Source organism: Brevibacillus nitrificans (genome assembly GCF_003710965.1).
GTDB classification, from domain to species: Bacteria; Bacillota; Bacilli; order Brevibacillales; family Brevibacillaceae; genus Brevibacillus; species Brevibacillus centrosporus.
On sequence record NZ_RHHU01000005.1, the window covers coordinates 119,412 to 135,913 of the forward strand.

The following is a 16,502-nucleotide window of genomic DNA, read 5'->3' on the forward strand; positions in this document are numbered from 1 at the left end:
GTTATAGTCTTGGCTCTCCTAGCGAGTCATGTGAATAGCCCTCTGCAGTCGAACCATTCCTTCCCGAATCGCATCCGGCTCTTCCCATGAATAGGTCAAGCGCATCCATCCCACTTCTGCGCCATACACTGTACCGGGCGTAAAGACGATTCCCTCGCGGATAGCAGCATCCAGCAATACACGCTCGTCTCGAGGCTCGCGCAGACGACACCATACATGATAGCTGCCTTCCGGGACGCGCCACTCGGCATCGTCAGCCAGATAAGCGTTCAAAGCATCCAGCATCGCTTGGCGCTGTTGGTAGAGATAGGCTGGGAGCCGTTCCATCTGCTCGCGCCATTTGCCGCTTTCCAAAAAGATCCTCGCCAGCTGCTGGGATATGCTGCTCGTGCCAAAATCCATCTGCTGCTTGGCATCCGCCAGTCTTTCTACCACAGACCTGGGCCCGACCAGCCAGCCAATCCGCAATCCAGGTGCGACTGTTTTGGAAACACTGTTGACGTACAAGACCGTTCCACTGGGATCGATCGCTTTGATCGGGAGTGGCGGTCTTTTGCTGTCTTTCAGCGTTAGAGCTCCGTAAGCGTCATCCTCGACGAGTGGAATGCGCAGCTCCATGCAAATGTCGAGAAGCTGCCTCCTCCGCTGGTCACTGAGCACCGTTCCCGTCGGATTGTGGTAGGTCGGATTGACAAAAACCATACGCAGCTTGTGCTCGCGATGAAGGTGGCGGATGTCGTCCACGATGATTCCTTCCTCATCCATCGCGATCCGGTACAGCCTCAGACCTGCCGACGTAAACAAAGCCAAGGAATACGAATAGGACGGTCCTTCCATCGCCACCGCATCACCTGGGCTGAGCAGGCAAAGCGAGATGAGATGCAGGGCTTGCTGGGCTCCCGATGTGACGAGGATCTCTTCCGGAGACGCTGCGATCCCATACTGTGATCTGAGGTGCTCGGACAGGACTTCACGCAAGCCCGGATCCCCTTTTGGATGCGAGTACCCCAGTTCAAAATGGGATTGGGAGAGTCGCAGCAGCTCCTGCGTGTCAAGTGAGGGTATCTGCGACGTCGCGAGCTCGGCCCTTGCCAGATTGACGATCGACGAATCGTAGCATGCCTCTTGGATTCTTTTGACGAGAGGATACGCAGGTAAAAATGCGCCCCCGTTCGTATATTTGTGCCAGTTCGGCACTCGCTGCACCCCCCACAAATGCCGGCTGACCCACGTCCCGCTTCCTTGCCAGGATTGCAGTAATCCGGCTGAGCGCAGCTCTTCGTATGCCGCAGATACCGTCCCTCTGTTTACACCCAAACGCTGAGCCAGCGACCTTTCTGCCGGCAAGGAAGTGCCAGGCGGCAAATCACCTAGAATGATTTGCTGCTCCAGCCACTTGGCAATCTGCTGGTAGACAGGAGTATCTGCTTGCTTGTCTGGCTGCCACTCCATTGTCGTCATCCTCCCTTCCAAGATAAATCCCCGTACTTTGACGTTCGACAAATTGGCCTACCAAACCTCCTGCCAATTGGCTCTACTCAATCTTCGCCACTCGCCTTACGATGGGGAAAACCAGCTTTAGCCAAACAAAGGAAGGCGATTTCAATGAAAGTGGACGTATCCATGAAAGAAAAACAGATCACACCTCCTGCCGAGGTAGCGCTGGGGATATCCAATGAAAAAGCAGGGATGCTCTACGGACTATTGGGGGTTTGCAGCTTTAGCCTGACCCTGCCTGCAACAAAAGTGGCGCTAACCGCTCTGACACCCATGACGGCCGGACTGGGACGCGCTTTGGTCGCTGCGATCCTGGCTGCCATTGTTTTGCTCATCAGACGCGTTCCCACTCCTACCTGGAAGGAAACAAGGCAGCTGCTTCTCGTCGCAGGCGGTGTGGTGATCGGCTTTCCCTATTTCTCTGCTTGGGCGATGCAGCGGATTCCTGCCACTCACGGTGCCATCATCATCGCGCTCCTGCCGCTCGCGACTGCTGGTGCTGCGGCGTTTTTCTCCGGGGAGCGCCCCGCTCGCATGTACTGGTTCTCTAGCGGTGTCGCCTGTCTCGCCATTCTTGTGTACGCGGCAAGCTCTGGATTCGGGGCGCTGCAATGGGCAGATTTGTCGCTGCTTGCCGCTGTTATTGCCGCAGCAATCGGTTATGCAGTAGGAGGACAGCTCGCACGTACGATGGGCGGCTGGCAGGTCATTAGCTGGTCCCTGGTCTTCTCCTTCCCTTTTCTCGTCATCCCTATCGCAGGTCCGCTCCTCTCCCAGCTCCAAAACGCCTCGTGGACAGCGTGGATCGGTTTTAGCTACGTCAGTGTCATCAGCCAATTTCTCGGCTTCTTCGCCTGGTACCACGGGCTGGCAATCGGTGGGGTGGCAAGAGTCGGCCAGACTCAGTATCTCCAGCCGTTTCTCACCATCTTCGCCTCGTACTTCCTGCTCGCTGAGTCTGTTACGCTCGGTGCCGTGCTAGCCTGCGTGATCGTAGTCGCATCTGTAGCCAAGGGACGGACGGCATCCGTGCGGCAAAAGGCGTAACGAAAAACACCGACCACTTTTTTTGCGGTCGGTGTTGCTTTTTATTCCTGCCGTGTTTTCAAGTAAAATGCCTGATTGAGACGAATCGCCAGCTGTTGAACGGCTTCTGCATCTACCTCTTCCGGCAGGCTGGAGCACTCATACGCAATCGTCATCTGAGCGAACAGCTCCTCTGCATAGGCGAGCAAATCGCCTGCTGGCCATTCCCCTTGTTTGATTGCTAAAAGCTCCTGCGCGTTTGGCCGCGATACGCGCAGCTCTCCCGTCTCCAGCAGCTCTCGTCCCATCTGCAGCAGACGGATCAGGTGATGAGCGTTTTTCGCGTCGTACGCTTCTTTTTCGCTCGCCAGCTTGCGCAGATTCCGGATAGCATAGCCGCCGTACGAGTGGTACAAACGCTTGGAGAGAAACAGCTCCCGATGGGCCCGCAGCTCCTCTCCCGCCTCGGTTACGTACACCATATTCTTTGGCTCCACATAGAGCATCTCCACGATATTCGGGTTTCCCTTTACTGCCAGGCGTATATATTTGTTCAGTGCGTAGACGACCAGATCGGGTTCTGCCAAAATGGTCTGCTCATACGTCTGCAGCCCAAAGACCGCTTCCACCGGAGCAAAAGCAATTCCTCGCAGGTCGATATCGCTGCTGGCTGTACTTGTACCGTAGCTGCGGCTTCCGGCAAAAGCTAAATAGCATAGATGATCTGCAAGCTCTGGCGCCTGCTCCCATACGGATTGCATGAAGTCCTGGCTCATGGCTGCTCCCTCATCACGACTGTTCTTTGTCGAGCATGTTTCCGATGTATGCCGGCTTGTAATGTTCACCTTCGAGCGCTTTTAGAACATCCTCCTGTCTGGTAATGCGATACTGGGGAAGCGTTTTCCAATCCGTAAGCGATACCCAGCCCGCCCACTCGATCTGTTCGCCTTCAACCCCCCCTGGTATCGGAGCCGTCTCCTTTCCTACTACTTTTGCCAAGACAGCGATCCCGATCGTGTGTTTTCCATCTCCTGCCCGATCGATGCGTTCGTCCACCCAGAGCAGGCGATCCATCTCCACCTTCAAGCCCGTCTCTTCCCATACTTCTCTTCGGGTCGCATCTGGCAGCGCTTCCAGAAACTCAATATTCCCACCGGGGAGACTATACCCGACTGCACCACCTGATTTTTCCCGAATCAACAGGATTTGTCCTTGATGCTCAACAACTACGGTCACTCTCATTCGAACTGTTTTCATCCCGCTCGCTCCCTTCTCATATGGCTGGGTTACGCTTGAAGTCCAGGGAATCGACACCGGTACGTATAAACAAGTCCTCCAATGCATCCAATCCATGCTGCATAGCAAACGACGCCTCCGATGATGCGATGGCATGCAGCATCAGGAAAGTGATGACTTCTACGCCGTTCGTATAATAGTCAAAGCCATCCTCTTCAAAATCAGCGGGTGTCGTGATCACAAAGTCCAAATGGGAAGACTCCTGAATCGAGCTTCCCAGAAAAAAGGCATCTCCCGGCGTAAGACGCCTGCGCTCTTGCTCCCATTTTCCGATGACCTGATTGGCTACGCGGGCCAGCATGGTGATCATCTCGCGCTCAAAACGGTAAGAGTACATGAGACACTCGCAGGCACCTGTCCGGTGCAGCTCAAGAGTGGCGTACGTCCACCATCCACGTTTTTTGGTGGGCGGATAAACGGCGATCAAAACGTCCGCTTCCTCTGATTGATACAGATTCCCCCGGCTGCCAAAAGCCCGCTCGCCGTGGTCCAACAACTGCTTCACTACTATCATATGTGACTCCCTGCCCTGCATCAGCTTTATCTACAGTATAAGCGAAAATCTGCAAAGAAAGAGCCGGGCATTGCCTATCTTTGTCCCCAGCTTTGTCTCCATTTTTCAGATTGCGCTGGCGATCTCTTTTTTCTTCTGCAGCCATATCCGCCTTTTGTGGATGTCGCTTCGCATGACAAAAAAAACCCTTCTGGCTTTTTCAAGCGTGAAGGGCTGGCTGTTCTATTTTTCTCCGCTTTGGTCACTCTTCGTTCTCAACCATCCGTCTGAGGAACAGCTTCAAGCGCTTCGTTTTGGGATATTTAAAGAATTCCTCGGGTGGACCCTCTTCGACGATGACCCCTTTATCGACAAAAACCACTCGATCCGCCACCTCACGGGCAAAGCCCATCTCATGTGTCACGATCAGCATGGTCATTCCTTCCTCCGCCAATCGCTTCATGACGCGCAATACTTCTCCTACCAGCTCGGGGTCCAGTGCAGACGTAGGTTCATCAAAGAGCATCACCTGGGGCTTCATCGCCAGTGCTCGGGCAATGGCAACCCGCTGCTTCTGTCCTCCAGAGAGCTTGGAAGGGAAGACATTGGCTTTCTCAGCCAGACCGACCTTTTCGAGCAATGCCTTCGCTTCAACCTGCGCCTCTTCCTTTGACTTTTTCAGGACTTGGATGGGCGCCAGCATAATATTGTCCAAAACGGTTTTGTGCGGGAACAAGTGAAACTGTTGAAAAACCATCCCGATCTCGCGCCTTGCAGCTTCGCTGTGCAAGATGTTCTGTTGATTGTACTGGATCGAACCCGCATTGAACGTCTCCAGACGGTTGATGCACCTAAGCAGTGTACTTTTGCCCGATCCGCTGCTTCCAATAATGACGACAACCTCTCCTTTGGAAATGGAAAGATTGACGCCTTTTAAAACCTCGATTTCCCCAAAGCTTTTATGTACCTCTTTGAGCGCTACGATTGGATGATCGGCCATCGCGTGATTCCTCCTTGCCTTCATGCCTTGCTTATTCACTCGCCCGCACTTTTTTCTCCAGTTTGTTAATCAGCTTGGTCGCAAGCAAGGAAGCAATATAGTACAAGGCTGCCGCTGCGATATACAGCTCGATCGGCTTGTACGTGGTACTGATAATACGCTGCGCCGATCTCGTCAATTCAACCAGTGTAATCGTGGACACCAGCGAAGAATCCTTGATGAGCAGGATCAATTGATTGCCCAGTGGAGGTACGATGATCTTAAAAGCCTGTGGCAGAATGATCAGACGCATCGTCTGGGATGGTGTCAGCCCAAGTGCATGAGCAGCTTCGTGCTGTCCTTTTTCCACGGCCAAAATACCGCTTCGAATAACCTCTGCGACGTACGCGCCTGTGTTGATGCCAAGTCCCAGCACAGCCGAAGGGAAAGGATCGATCGTGAGCCCCAGCTGCGGCAGCCCGTAGTAGATGAGAAATAATTGCACAAGCAGTGGAGTCCCGCGAACAATATCGATGTACTGCGTCGCGATCCACCGAACGATCTTCACCTTGGAAAGCTTGGCTAGCGCTGCCACCATCCCCAGCACCAGCCCCAACGCCATGGAAATGACCGTCACTGTGACCGTAATCCAGGCCCCTTGTAACAAAACGGGAATCGAATCGATCATTAATTGAAAGTCCACGTCTGATCACTCCCCCTCATGTTGCACATGGACGGCACCCTGTCTTACTTGACACCAAAGTGTTGAATCGCCATTTTTTCGTAGGTTCCGTCCTTGGTAATCTCTTCGACAGCTTTGTTTACTTTTGCTAAAAGATCAGCGTCGTCCTTGCTCATGGCTACTCCGATTTGTTCCTCATACAGAAGACCATCCAGCAGCTTCAGCGGGCGCTTCGTTTCGTTGATCGTAAAAGCTCCAATAAATTTGTCTGTGACCATGGCATCGATTCGCTTGTTTTCCAGATCGGTCAGCTGCGCTACCTCGGAGTCGTAGGTCTTGACGTTTGCCCCCAGTTTTTTCGCCTCTTCCTCATACGTCGTCCCCAGCGTGACACCTACGCTCTTCCCTTTCAGATCTGCCGGTGAGTGGATGTCCTGATTGTCCTGGTGTACGACAATCGCTGCACCGGATACATAGTAAGGCGAGCTGAAATTAACCGATTCCTTGCGTTTCTCCGTGATCGCCATACTTCCGATAATCAATTCGTATTTTTTGGCCAGCAGTCCCGGGATCATCCCGTCCCAAGCGGTGCTGATCACCTCTACCTTTCTGTTCAAACGCTTCCCGATCTCATTGGCGTAATCGACGTCAAAGCCAACCAGCTTTCCTTCCTTGTCCACGAAGCTGAACGGAGGGCTCGCTTCGGTAACCGCGATCTTCAGCGTCTCCTCGCCTCCCCCTGCGCCCGCACCGGCGCTATCCTTGCCACACCCTGCGACAAACAGCATCATGGCCGAGGCAAGCACCAGTGGCAGAACAGTCCATTTGCTTTTCTTCATGAATGATACCCCCTGATATTTGTTTTTTCCTGTGCTATGGATACAGCCTTGTTTCTTTATTTGACAGGAAGTCCGAGGATTTTTCTGGCTTCTGCCGGAGTCGCGATTTCGCGCCCGCACTCTTTGGCAACACGGACGATTCTTTCGACCAGCTGGGCGTTGCTTTGTGCCAAAACACCTTTGGAGTAGTAAACGTTGTCCTCGAACCCGACTCGGACATGTCCTCCCATCGTAATCGCGATCAGTGCCAGCGGGAGCTGATTACGGCCGATTCCCGCAACCGTCCATGTCGCTGTCTTCGGGATGCTCTCTACCAGATAGACCAGATCGCGTGGCTCAGCTGTAATCGCTCCTGAGACTCCCATTACGAAATCAAAATGGAGGGGCTCACGAACCAGACCCTTTTTCAGCAAATCCAGTGCATTCGCGATCATTCCGCGCTCGAATATTTCAAATTCCGGCTTGACGGAAAGCCGCAGCATTTCCTCTGCGTACTTTTCGATGTATTCCCGTGTATTCATGAAAACATCGCCGCCAAAATTGCAGGTTCCGGTGGTCAGCGTCGCCATTTCCGGCTGGAGATAAACGGGCTGCAAGCGTTCCTCGAGCGTATGCCACGTTCCTCCCCCTGTCGATGGCTGGATGATCACATCACATTTTTTTGCAATTTTGGAAAAAATCTCGCGATAGACCTCGATGTCCTGAGTTGCTTCACCCCGCTCATCCCGCGCATGGATGTGTACGATCGAAGCACCTGCTAAATAGCACTCGTAGGCAGCTTGGGCAATTTCGTCTGGCGTTACGGGGAGATTGGGCTGCTGTTCCCGGGTCGTTTCTGCGCCTGTTAAGGCTGCCGTGATGATCAGCTTCTCCACATTACTCTCCTCCCAGCGTATCCTGCGTCAGGCGTTGTTTATCCTTAGGTACCACACAAGTCCCGGATGCTCGACAAACAAGCAGCCGCTCGGACAGTACTTCCGCTGCCGAGTCGCTCAAATCGGGTCGGCTGCGGATGACTTTATGGGCGGTAAAGGACATTTTGCGGGAAGTGTTCCCCATCTTTTCGATCTGTCCAACTGCTTCGATGTAATCTCCTGCGTACACGGCATGAAGAAATTCTACTTGGTCATAGGCGACGAACAGCCCTTCGTCCCCATCCGTGCGGATCAAAAGCTCGGTAGCTACATCGCCAAACAGTTGCAGCATTTTGGCTCCATCTACGAGATTGCCTCCATAATGGCTGTCATGTGCGCTGATTCGTACGCGTATAAGTGCAGTGTCCACAGGCAGTTCCCCTTTTTTACTTCCTAGAATGGAAATGATCAATGAGATACTCCCTTATACAGGCACAAAGCATGCCAACCATCTGCGCGGGAAAAAGTGCGAGTCACAGTGGATTGCTTATTCACTTTTGGATAGGAAATTGGCTAAAAAGGATGGTTTTTCCCTGTGTTTTCAGGCAGTTTCGTACTTATTTACATTCGGATAAGGATTATTCACTTTCAAATAGGCTTTTGTACTGCTTCAGCTTTCTTACTACGCTAGGCTGGCTGATGCCCAGTACCTTCGCCATCTCTGTCGTACTTTTGCAATCCTGGTAGGCTTGCTGGAGCAGCATCCGCTCTACCTCCCGCAAAGTCTCGGGCAGCGTCCGATTGGCCTGCTCTGGCAGCGGAGTCTGCACTTTTCCCACAATACTCTCTGGCAAATCATCGACAGTAATGACGCTGTCATCAACGGTCAGTACCAGCCGCTGCACCATATGCTCGAGCTCCCTGACATTGCCGGGCCACCGGTAGGCAAGCAGCTTGTCAATGGCTCGTTGATGGAGGACAAGCCTTCGATCATACAGCTGATTGAAACGATCCAAAAAGCTCAGCAGCATCCTCAAAATGTCTGCCGAGCGCTCGCGCAGCGGCGGAATGTTGATGGGGAACACGATTAACCGGAAATATAAATCTTGCCGGAACTCTCCTCTTTCTACCTTTTCCAGCAGGTCCACATTGGTTGCTGCCACCAAGCGAAAATCTACCTTTTTCGGTGTTGTTCCTCCTACCCGATAGAAGGTTTTTTCCTGGATCAGCGTCAGGAGCTTGACCTGCAGCTTCATCGGCAGCTCGCCGATTTCGTCCAAAAACAGCGTTCCCTTCTCTGCCTGTTCGACCAAGCCTTTCTTTCCTTTTTGGCTGGCACCGCTGAACGCACCTGGCTCAAAGCCAAACAGCTCGGATTCCAGCAGGCTTTCCGGGATGCTGCCACAATTGATCTCGACAAAGGGCTTTCCTTTGCGAGAGCTCTGGTGATGCAGCTGACGGGCAAAGGTGGTCTTTCCCACGCCAGATTCCCCCGTCAAGAGTACGGACACATCGATTTCCGCCACTTTGCGAATCGTGTTTTCCACCTTGACCATGCACTGGCTGCTCCACGGGATATCCGTCAGCGACTGTGTGTTGCGCAGCTTGTCCAGTTCTTCCTTGACTGTTTCCATTTCTTTTTCTACGGTTTGCAAATGCTCCCGGAGCTGGAGAAGCTCCGTTATGTCATTGGCGCAGCAGACAACGTACATCAGCTCGCCCGCTTCGTCATAAAAAGGCGTGGCAGTTACAAACACCTTGTTTCCTGTACCTGACTCCTGAATCAGCGTCTCTTTTTTCCCGGATCGAAAGACGGCCTTGGCTGCGGACGGGAAAAAGATGCGTCCCTTCTCCATATCGTCTACCGTTTTTCCGAGCAAATAGTGCTTGGAGACCGAGTAAACCTCCTCCAAAGCGCCGTTGATATAGACGATGACGCCGTTCTTGTCCACGATCGTTATATCGTTATGGAGCGTGTCCATGATTTTTTCCCAATCCCAGCTGTACATGACTTTCACTTCCCTCTAAATAATGTACACTATGATTAATTATTAATATGGCACACAAATTGCAATTTTCCTACTAAAAGAAACATGAGGAGGCGATTCATTTGAAAACAGGGTGTCCATATGGGAGTCATCGCGTACTAGAACCGGCAGGCGTCCTTCCTCAGGCCGCATGGAAATTGGATTCATCGATGCAGCTCTACCATAACGAATTGCGAATCGATGTGGAGACGTTAAATATCGATGCCGCCAGCTTTCGGCAAATGCGCGAGCAGGCAGGCTCTGATGAGGGTATCGCAGAAATCATCCTGCAAACCGTTCAGGAACGAGGAAAGCAGCACAATCCAGTGACAGGCTCAGGTGGAATGCTGATCGGTACGGTCCGAGAGATTGGCCCCGGATTTACAGGCGCTGTACAGGTAGGCAGTAAAATAGCAACGCTCGTTTCTCTTTCTTTGACGCCCCTGCAGCTGGAGAAGATTCACTCGATCGAGATGAATAGCTGCCAGGTGGCGGTTAGCGGACAGGCGATTGTTTTTGAAAGCGGACTGTTTGCCGTCCTTCCTGAGGATCTGCCGCAAGAGTTCGCACTCGGAATTCTCGATGTGGCTGGTGCACCTGCTCAAACAGCCAAGCTCGTTCAAGCAGGCGATACCGTGCTGATCATCGGTGCCGGGGGAAAATCCGGCATGCTCTGCCTCTATGAAGCGAAACACCGCGTGGGCGTAACGGGCCAAGTAATCGCCCTGGCTTACGATGAAAGAGATTATGAACGCGTCCAACGCTCCCAGCTCGCCGATTCCATCCTCATGGGCGATGCTCGCGATTCGCTCGCTGTTTTGCACAAGGTACAGGCAGTGACAGCTGGAGCTCTCGCTGACCTGACGATTAACTGCGTGGATGCACCCGGAACCGAAATGAGCTCGATCCTGTGCACGAAAGACAATGGCACGGTCTACTTTTTCAGCATGGCAACCAGCTTCACGGCAGCTGCCCTGGGAGCAGAAGGCGCGGGCAAGGACGTGCGTATGCTGATTGGCAACGGCTATACCAAAGGGCATGCGGAAATGGCGCTTGCGGCGGGAAGGCGTATGCGGCAGATGGGGGTTTTGTAAAAGCACTTGGCTGGGCAGGGCTGCGGGGCTGCGGGAGTGGAGAAGCCTGTTTCCATTCTGCGCTCCAGGCTGCGTCCTACTGGGGGTGGTTGCTGGCCGCTGCGCCATGCTTCCGAGGGAATCGCCAAAGTCGCTCCGCTTCGCAGGGCATCATGGGTGGCGATTCTTTTGCCTCGGAATCACGGCTCCGCTGGGTGGGACTCCACAGTCGCTCCGCCTGGAAACAGTCTTCTCCTGCGAGCTGCTGGCTTCCTTGCGTGTTTTTACAGAGTGGGGGAACAACATAAGGTTGCCAACGAGTTGGCAACCTTATGTTGTCCATTCTGCGCTCCGGGCTGCGTCCTACTGGGGGCAGTTGCTGGCCGCTGCGCCATGCTTCCGAGGGAATCGCCAAAGTCGCTCCGCTTCGCAGGGAATCATGGGTGGCGATCCTTTTGCCTCGGAATCACGGCTCCGCTGGGTGGGACTCCACAGTCGCTCCGCCTGGAAACAGTCTTCTCCCGCGAGCTGCTGGCTTCCTTGCGTGCTTTTACAGAATGGGGGAACAACATAAGGTTGCCAGCGAGTTGGCAACCTTTGTTGTCCATTCTGCGCTCCGGGCTGCGTCCTACTGGGGGTGGTTGCTGGCCGCTGCGCCATGCTTCCGAGGGAATCGCCAAAGTCGCTCCGCTTCGCAGGGAATCATGGGTGGCGATCCTTTTGCCTCGGAATCACGGCTCCGCTGGGTGGGACTCCACAGTCGCTTCGCCTGGAAACAGTCTTCTCCTGCGAGCTGCTGGCTTCCTTGCGTGCTTTTACAGAATGGGGGAACAAGTTAAGGTTGCCAACGAGTTGGCAACCTTTGATTTCCATTCTGCGCTCCGGGCTGCGTCCTACTGGGGGTGGTTGCTGGCCGCTGCGCCATGCTTCCGAGGGAATCGCCAAAGTCGCTCCGCTTCGCAGGGAATCAAAGGTGGCGATTCTTTTGCCTCGGAATCACGGCTCCGCTGGGTGGGACTCCACAGTCGCTCCGCCTGGAAACAGTCTTCTCCTGCGAGCTGCTGGCTTCCTTGCGTGCTTTTAGAGAATGCGGAAGGGAAAATCTTCTTTTTTGGGGCACTCCTGTTTGGGGGCTTTACTGTTTGCGTTCTTCACTAGCTGGGGCTGCCGGAGCCGCTTGCGCCCTTCTTTCCGTTTGGATCACGCTGTCCAGATTGGTTTTGGCATGATTGATTTGTTCCTGCGTCAAAGGCTTGCCGATTGCAAAGCTTTTGATGATTTTCTCGAGTGTTGCCGTGTCAAAATCCTCTCGGGCGTACATCTCGACGGTGAAGTCCTCATCCTCCCAAATCACAATCCCGTTCGCATAGTAGACTTTCTTCCCTGCGAGTACTTCTGTTTTTACTTGGCCGGTGGTTTCGATGCCGTTTTCTCCTCCCTGCGAAATCAGGAAGTTCACGGTTTTCTCGCCTTGTGCGTACTGAACCTCGACCATGCTTTTTCCGTGGATCACGGTGTTGACGTATGCAAAATCAGCCATCCAGGTTGGCGCCGGGAAATTGATGCCGATGGTGGTACGTGCTTCTTCCAACGACAGCTTTGGCTGGGCGGGCAGCTCCACTTCACGGGATTCAGCTACTTTTTCCTGATCGACAGACTCATGGCTTTCCACTGCTGGCCGTTCCTTGTCCACTTGCACGATTTCCATATTCCCTACTTGAAAACGGGCCAAAATGGATTGAATCATTCCTTGCGCGTAAGAGGTCGTTGAAAGCGCTCCGCCAATGAGCATGAGAGCAACAGCAGCGGCTGTAGCCGTTTTCCATTTTCTTTTCATCATCGTCATCCCATCCTTTTTCGAGTCTTGAGGCTGAACTTCTCCCGCCTCCATTTTTTGCAGCAGACGTTTGTAAATGCGCTCCTTTGCTAAAGTGCGCTCGATCTCACTCTTCTCCAGCAGATCAACGGCATCTCGGCAATCTTCCCAATTGTGTTTTTTACTCATCCTTGAACCTACCTGTCTCCAAGATTTTCTGTAGCTTTTTTAAACTCCTGTAGACGACGACACCAATGTTGGATTCGCTAACCCCCATCAGTTCAGCGATTTCTGCATTTTTCAGGCTGGCGGCAAATTTCAATGCGAGGATATTGCGTTCTTTGTCCCGCAGCTTTGCCAAGGCATGGAACAATGCCTGATGAGCATCATCCCGGATGGCCAGCTCTTCGGGGGACGGCTTCGGGAGAATCAATTCGGTAATGGAATCCAGCGAAAAATGGAATCTCTTTTTCTTTCTGCGAAAGTAATCCGTTACGGCATTTCGTACAATCGCAAAGAGCCACACATCGAATTTGGCTTTTTCCTCTGAGAAATGATCGTACTTGGAAATGACCGCCTCAAATACTTGGCTGCAAATATCCTCTGCCTCATACTGATTTTGAACCCGGTAGTAGATATACTTGTACACCCTGTCAAAATACTCTTCATATATCTGTGTAAACTGTTCGGTGGAGATAACGCCTCCACGGAGCTCGTCTTTTCGCATCTGGTAAATCTCCTTGTTTAGTTGAGCACTCTCCAACATCTCTCCTCCTTTCCACCTTTGCTGTCTGTTACGACTGTTCAAGGAAATTTACATATGTTAATACGTGGTTATCCGAAAAGCATTAACAAATGTGCTGAAGGCATTTTTCCTTCACCGGAAATTTCTCCAGAAACAAAGCCAATAACCCTTGGACGTAAATACAAGGGCCACGTTTAAGGATGAAGTGCCTTCGAATAGCAAAATACGCGTCCGAGCGACTGACCACCCAATGGTGATAGCCACTCGGACACGTATTTATACACGTTTCGTATAGACGAAGTTGGATCAACCGATAGCGGTCTGGAAGAAAGTACTTTTCACAGCTTATGGGCAACAGCGAGAATGTCATCGATCACAAAGATTTCCGCCGACCAGCGTGTCAAACGGTACGCTTTCAGACAATTCCCCATCGGTTATTGGGTTACTCCAGAGTGACTCTCTTCACCTTTGTTACATTTTTGCGGGTGACGATTTGTGCGACAAATTCTTGGTGGCCATTGCCCTGGCTAACCAAATTATAATGGGCATACACAATAGTAGGCGGCGGGTTGTTTGGGTTGATTCGGCAAGTCACCGTTCCATTTTTGTTGATCCCATACAATAATTTGCCATTCTTGACGTCCGTCTTCGTTCCGACTTTGAATTGAACCGCGATGCATGCACCTGCTTCGATAAATCCCTTCTTCGGACTGCATGGTGGTGTAAAGTTTGGCGTCTTCAAAATTGCCAATACATTCGCTCGTGATAACGTGAGATTTTCCGTTTTCATCGTTACTGCGTTACCCACATGGCGAATAACCACCTGAGCCGAGGTGCTTGCCTCTTTTTGGGCCAGTTTTCCGTTATGCACACGTAATTGGCCATTTTTATTTTTATACAATACCCCTACACAAGCACCTTTATTGATAGCTGGAATCACTGGCATATGACTGTCTTCCCCCCTTTCTCGCTTCCTACGATTGCTTGTTGATCACAAAATCAAGCCACCAGCCGTCTTGTGGATGGAGCGTAGCTGGATTACCGCTCGTATTCACAGCTGATATGACAAGCTCTACTCCCTTGGCTTCAGCTGACTCGATAAAAAGCACGGTGTTGAGATTTGGTGAATCTTCTTTATTGGATGTAGACTGCCAAAAACGTTTTGAACCTCTCACTTGCACTCTTAAACGAATATTGTTGTTTTGGAAATTCAATCGCGCGCCTCGAATCACCAAAAACGCCGACGAAATGATGCCCACGGTTATGATCTGGACATTCCTCCGTTGTCTTCCGCCGATCGAAAAGGATTTCGCTCCCCCTACATCCCCGCTCAACGTAAATCTTTCCAGACGCGTCACTTGATTGATCTGCCATTTGGTTTTCTATCTTACTTTGCTCTTGATTAGACTTCGCTTTTTCGGCATTTCTTGTCACCTCTCTACATAAGATGCTGATCGTGAACATTTTGAAACGGACAAAGGTATATAGGTGAAAAAGCCGCTGTACTTAACGGTTTCTGACAGGAGCCACCATTTCACGTTCATACTTCAAAAAATGCAAAAAACCTCATCATTCCCATGATGAGGTTTGCCGCTCTTACCTAATTTCCATAATTCACTTTGCTTCGCATTGCCGTTCTTTTCGCTCTTCTTCTGAAGCACAATCCGCAGATTCGTCGATCACTGCTTTCGTTCAGCCTGTTACATAAAAAAGGGTGGCGCACAAGCTCAAAGAGCAGCACGCCATCCCTTTCATTTTCATACTTACCCGATAGAGCCTTCCATCTCGAACTTGATCAAACGATTCATCTCAACCGCGTACTCCATCGGCAGTTCTTTGGTGAACGGCTCGATGAAGCCCATGACGATCATCTCGGTTGCTTCTGCTTCGGAGAGGCCGCGGCTCATCAGGTAGAACAGTTGATCCTCGGATACTTTGGAAACGGTCGCTTCGTGCTCGAGCGTGATGTTGTCGTTCATGATCTCGTTGTACGGGATCGTGTCGGACGTGGACAGCTTATCGAGAATCAGCGTGTCGCATTTGATGTTGGACTTGGAGCCTTCCGACTTGCGTCCAAACTGCGACAGGCCGCGATAGGTTACTTTACCGCCATCACGGGAGATGGATTTGGAAATGATGGTCGATGTGCAATCCGGAGCCAGGTGAATCATTTTCGCACCTGCGTCCTGGTGTTGTCCTTTTCCTGCTACCGCGATGGAAAGAACAGTACCTTTTGCGCGAGGTCCTTTCATGATAACCGCTGGATATTTCATCGTCAGCTTGGAACCGATGTTACCGTCGATCCATTCCATGTTCGCATCCGCGTAAGCAACCGCACGTTTGGTAACGAGGTTGTATACGTTGTTGGACCAGTTTTGGATCGTGGTGTAACGGCAGCGTGCGCGCTCTTTTACGATGATTTCTACAACCGCGGAGTGCAAGGAGTCCGTGCTGTAGATCGGAGCTGTACAGCCTTCTACATAGTGAACGAAGGAATCTTCATCCGCGATGATCAGGGTACGCTCGAACTGACCCATGTTCTCGGAGTTGATACGGAAGTAAGCTTGCAGCGGAGTTTCTACTTTTACGCCTTTTGGCACGTAAATGAAGGAGCCACCGGACCATACAGCCGAGTTCAGGGCAGCAAACTTGTTGTCTGCTGTTGGGATAACGGTCGCGAAGTATTCCTTCACGATGTCTGGATACAGCTTCACTGCTGAGTCCATATCACAGAAAAGAACGCCCAGTTTCTCGAGGTCTTCCTGCATGTTGTGGTAAACAACCTCAGACTCGTACTGAGCGGATACACCCGCGAGGAACTTTTGCTCCGCCTCAGGGATACCCAGCTTGTCAAAAGTCGCTTTGATTTCTTCTGGTACTTCATCCCAGCTGCGACCTTGCTTTTCGGACGGCTTCACATAGTAGGTGATGCTGTCAAAGTCGAGGGAATCCAGATCGCCGCCCCATTTTGGCATTGGGAGGCTGTTGAAAATATCCAGAGCCTTCAAACGGAATTCCAGCATCCATGCTGGCTCGTCTTTGATACGCGAAATTTCTTCGACGATTTCGCGTGTCAGACCCTTTTTCGTACGGAATACGGAAACGTCCTTATCGTGAAAACCGTACTGGTAATCCTGTATTTCAGGGGCTTTTTTAGCCATCGTTGCTCACTCCT

The 16,502-nt window shown here is 51.9% G+C and carries 18 protein-coding genes; 3 read left to right on the forward strand and 15 right to left on the reverse strand.

Translation table 11 applies throughout. From position 1 onward, the window contains the following. Nucleotides 1-18 precede the first annotated feature (18 nt). Complete coding sequence (locus EDM59_RS10610; protein WP_122923577.1) at nucleotides 19-1,452, reverse strand: aminotransferase-like domain-containing protein; 1,434 nt, start codon at nucleotides 1,450-1,452, stop codon at nucleotides 19-21. 153 nt (nucleotides 1,453-1,605) lie between these two features. Here EDM59_RS10610 and EDM59_RS10615 point away from each other — a divergent pair, with 153 nt between their 5' ends. Continuing rightward, on the forward strand, nucleotides 1,606-2,544 hold the full coding sequence (locus EDM59_RS10615) for a DMT family transporter (protein WP_122923578.1): 939 nt from the start codon (nucleotides 1,606-1,608) through the stop codon (nucleotides 2,542-2,544). Nucleotides 2,545-2,585: 41 nt separating this feature from the next. On the opposite strand, the gene EDM59_RS10620 is transcribed toward EDM59_RS10615, so the two are convergent. The 9 genes from EDM59_RS10620 to EDM59_RS10660 form a co-directional block, all read right to left on the reverse strand. After that, nucleotides 2,586-3,299: a nucleotidyltransferase domain-containing protein gene (locus tag EDM59_RS10620; RefSeq protein WP_122923579.1), complete on the reverse strand. Its 714-nt coding sequence runs from the start codon at nucleotides 3,297-3,299 to the stop codon at nucleotides 2,586-2,588. A gap of 13 nt (nucleotides 3,300-3,312) precedes the next feature. Beyond that, complete coding sequence (locus EDM59_RS10625; protein ID WP_122923580.1) at nucleotides 3,313-3,780, reverse strand: NUDIX domain-containing protein; 468 nt, start codon at nucleotides 3,778-3,780, stop codon at nucleotides 3,313-3,315. 16 nt (nucleotides 3,781-3,796) lie between these two features. Then, nucleotides 3,797-4,333 carry a suppressor of fused domain protein gene (locus EDM59_RS10630; protein WP_122923581.1) on the reverse strand — a complete coding sequence of 179 codons (537 nt, stop codon included), beginning with the start codon at nucleotides 4,331-4,333 and terminating at the stop codon, nucleotides 3,797-3,799. Between the two features lie 241 nt (nucleotides 4,334-4,574). After that, on the reverse strand, nucleotides 4,575-5,312 hold the full coding sequence (locus EDM59_RS10635; protein WP_148040831.1) for an amino acid ABC transporter ATP-binding protein: 738 nt from the start codon (nucleotides 5,310-5,312) through the stop codon (nucleotides 4,575-4,577). A 31-nt stretch (nucleotides 5,313-5,343) separates the two neighbouring features. After that, the gene (ehuC, locus tag EDM59_RS10640) at nucleotides 5,344-5,994 is read right to left on the reverse strand and encodes an ectoine/hydroxyectoine ABC transporter permease subunit EhuC (RefSeq protein ID WP_221176048.1); all 651 of its coding nucleotides are present in this window, start codon (nucleotides 5,992-5,994) and stop codon (nucleotides 5,344-5,346) included. A gap of 44 nt (nucleotides 5,995-6,038) precedes the next feature. Beyond that, the gene (locus EDM59_RS10645; RefSeq protein ID WP_122923582.1) at nucleotides 6,039-6,812 is read right to left on the reverse strand and encodes a transporter substrate-binding domain-containing protein; all 774 of its coding nucleotides are present in this window, start codon (nucleotides 6,810-6,812) and stop codon (nucleotides 6,039-6,041) included. 56 nt (nucleotides 6,813-6,868) lie between these two features. Then, the gene (gene kce / locus EDM59_RS10650) at nucleotides 6,869-7,687 is read right to left on the reverse strand and encodes a 3-keto-5-aminohexanoate cleavage enzyme (protein ID WP_122923583.1); all 819 of its coding nucleotides are present in this window, start codon (nucleotides 7,685-7,687) and stop codon (nucleotides 6,869-6,871) included. A 1-nt stretch (nucleotide 7,688) separates the two neighbouring features. Then, the gene (gene kal / locus EDM59_RS10655) at nucleotides 7,689-8,096 is read right to left on the reverse strand and encodes a 3-aminobutyryl-CoA ammonia lyase (protein ID WP_246011000.1); all 408 of its coding nucleotides are present in this window, start codon (nucleotides 8,094-8,096) and stop codon (nucleotides 7,689-7,691) included. Nucleotides 8,097-8,304: 208 nt separating this feature from the next. Further along, nucleotides 8,305-9,675: a sigma-54 interaction domain-containing protein gene (locus EDM59_RS10660; RefSeq protein ID WP_122923584.1), complete on the reverse strand. Its 1,371-nt coding sequence runs from the start codon at nucleotides 9,673-9,675 to the stop codon at nucleotides 8,305-8,307. Between the two features lie 101 nt (nucleotides 9,676-9,776). On the opposite strand from EDM59_RS10660, the gene kdd reads away from it, so the two are divergent. Together kdd and EDM59_RS10670 are read left to right on the forward strand one after the other, a co-directional pair. Further along, nucleotides 9,777-10,787 (forward strand): L-erythro-3,5-diaminohexanoate dehydrogenase, encoded by a 1,011-nt coding sequence (kdd, locus tag EDM59_RS10665; RefSeq protein WP_122923585.1) that lies wholly within the window; start codon nucleotides 9,777-9,779, stop codon nucleotides 10,785-10,787. A gap of 6 nt (nucleotides 10,788-10,793) precedes the next feature. After that, nucleotides 10,794-11,924: a hypothetical protein gene (locus EDM59_RS10670; RefSeq protein ID WP_148040832.1), complete on the forward strand. Its 1,131-nt coding sequence runs from the start codon at nucleotides 10,794-10,796 to the stop codon at nucleotides 11,922-11,924. Here the strand turns inward: EDM59_RS10670 and EDM59_RS10675 are convergent. The 5 genes from EDM59_RS10675 to sufB all read right to left on the reverse strand — a co-directional run bounded on the left by EDM59_RS10675 (nucleotide 11,902) and on the right by sufB (nucleotide 16,488). Next, complete coding sequence (locus EDM59_RS10675) at nucleotides 11,902-12,771, reverse strand: hypothetical protein (RefSeq protein WP_122923587.1); 870 nt, start codon at nucleotides 12,769-12,771, stop codon at nucleotides 11,902-11,904. The genes EDM59_RS10670 and EDM59_RS10675 overlap by 23 nt on opposite strands. Beyond that, a complete protein-coding gene (locus EDM59_RS10680) occupies nucleotides 12,764-13,309 on the reverse strand; it encodes a sigma-70 family RNA polymerase sigma factor (RefSeq protein WP_246011001.1) in 546 nt (181 codons plus the stop codon). Before EDM59_RS10680 ends, EDM59_RS10675 begins: the two co-directional genes overlap by 8 nt. Before the next feature lie 460 nt (nucleotides 13,310-13,769). Next, nucleotides 13,770-14,273, reverse strand: coding sequence for a hypothetical protein (locus EDM59_RS10685; protein ID WP_122923588.1), 504 nt, complete (start codon nucleotides 14,271-14,273; stop codon nucleotides 13,770-13,772). Between the two features lie 28 nt (nucleotides 14,274-14,301). Further along, a complete protein-coding gene (locus EDM59_RS10690; protein WP_148040833.1) occupies nucleotides 14,302-14,685 on the reverse strand; it encodes a hypothetical protein in 384 nt (127 codons plus the stop codon). Between the two features lie 405 nt (nucleotides 14,686-15,090). Beyond that, complete coding sequence (gene sufB, locus EDM59_RS10695) at nucleotides 15,091-16,488, reverse strand: Fe-S cluster assembly protein SufB (protein ID WP_092273348.1); 1,398 nt, start codon at nucleotides 16,486-16,488, stop codon at nucleotides 15,091-15,093. Between the last annotated feature and the right edge of the window lie 14 nt (nucleotides 16,489-16,502).

Coding starts and splice junctions, on each gene's coding strand:
- EDM59_RS10660 (WP_122923584.1), bottom strand. CDS start 9,675: ATGTACAGCTGGGATTGGGAAAAAATCATGGACACGCTCCATAACGAT.
- EDM59_RS10635 (WP_148040831.1), bottom strand. CDS start 5,312: ATGGCCGATCATCCAATCGTAGCGCTCAAAGAGGTACATAAAAGCTTT.
- EDM59_RS10685 (WP_122923588.1), bottom strand. CDS start 14,273: ATGCCAGTGATTCCAGCTATCAATAAAGGTGCTTGTGTAGGGGTATTG.
- EDM59_RS10680 (WP_246011001.1), bottom strand. CDS start 13,309: ATGCGAAAAGACGAGCTCCGTGGAGGCGTTATCTCCACCGAACAGTTT.
- EDM59_RS10625 (WP_122923580.1), bottom strand. CDS start 3,780: ATGAAAACAGTTCGAATGAGAGTGACCGTAGTTGTTGAGCATCAAGGA.
- EDM59_RS10645 (WP_122923582.1), bottom strand. CDS start 6,812: ATGAAGAAAAGCAAATGGACTGTTCTGCCACTGGTGCTTGCCTCGGCC.
- sufB (WP_092273348.1), bottom strand. CDS start 16,488: ATGGCTAAAAAAGCCCCTGAAATACAGGATTACCAGTACGGTTTTCAC.
- EDM59_RS10675 (WP_122923587.1), bottom strand. CDS start 12,771: ATGAGTAAAAAACACAATTGGGAAGATTGCCGAGATGCCGTTGATCTG.
- EDM59_RS10610 (WP_122923577.1), bottom strand. CDS start 1,452: ATGGAGTGGCAGCCAGACAAGCAAGCAGATACTCCTGTCTACCAGCAG.
- EDM59_RS10620 (WP_122923579.1), bottom strand. CDS start 3,299: ATGAGCCAGGACTTCATGCAATCCGTATGGGAGCAGGCGCCAGAGCTT.
- EDM59_RS10615 (WP_122923578.1), top strand. CDS start 1,606: ATGAAAGTGGACGTATCCATGAAAGAAAAACAGATCACACCTCCTGCC.
- EDM59_RS10630 (WP_122923581.1), bottom strand. CDS start 4,333: ATGATAGTAGTGAAGCAGTTGTTGGACCACGGCGAGCGGGCTTTTGGC.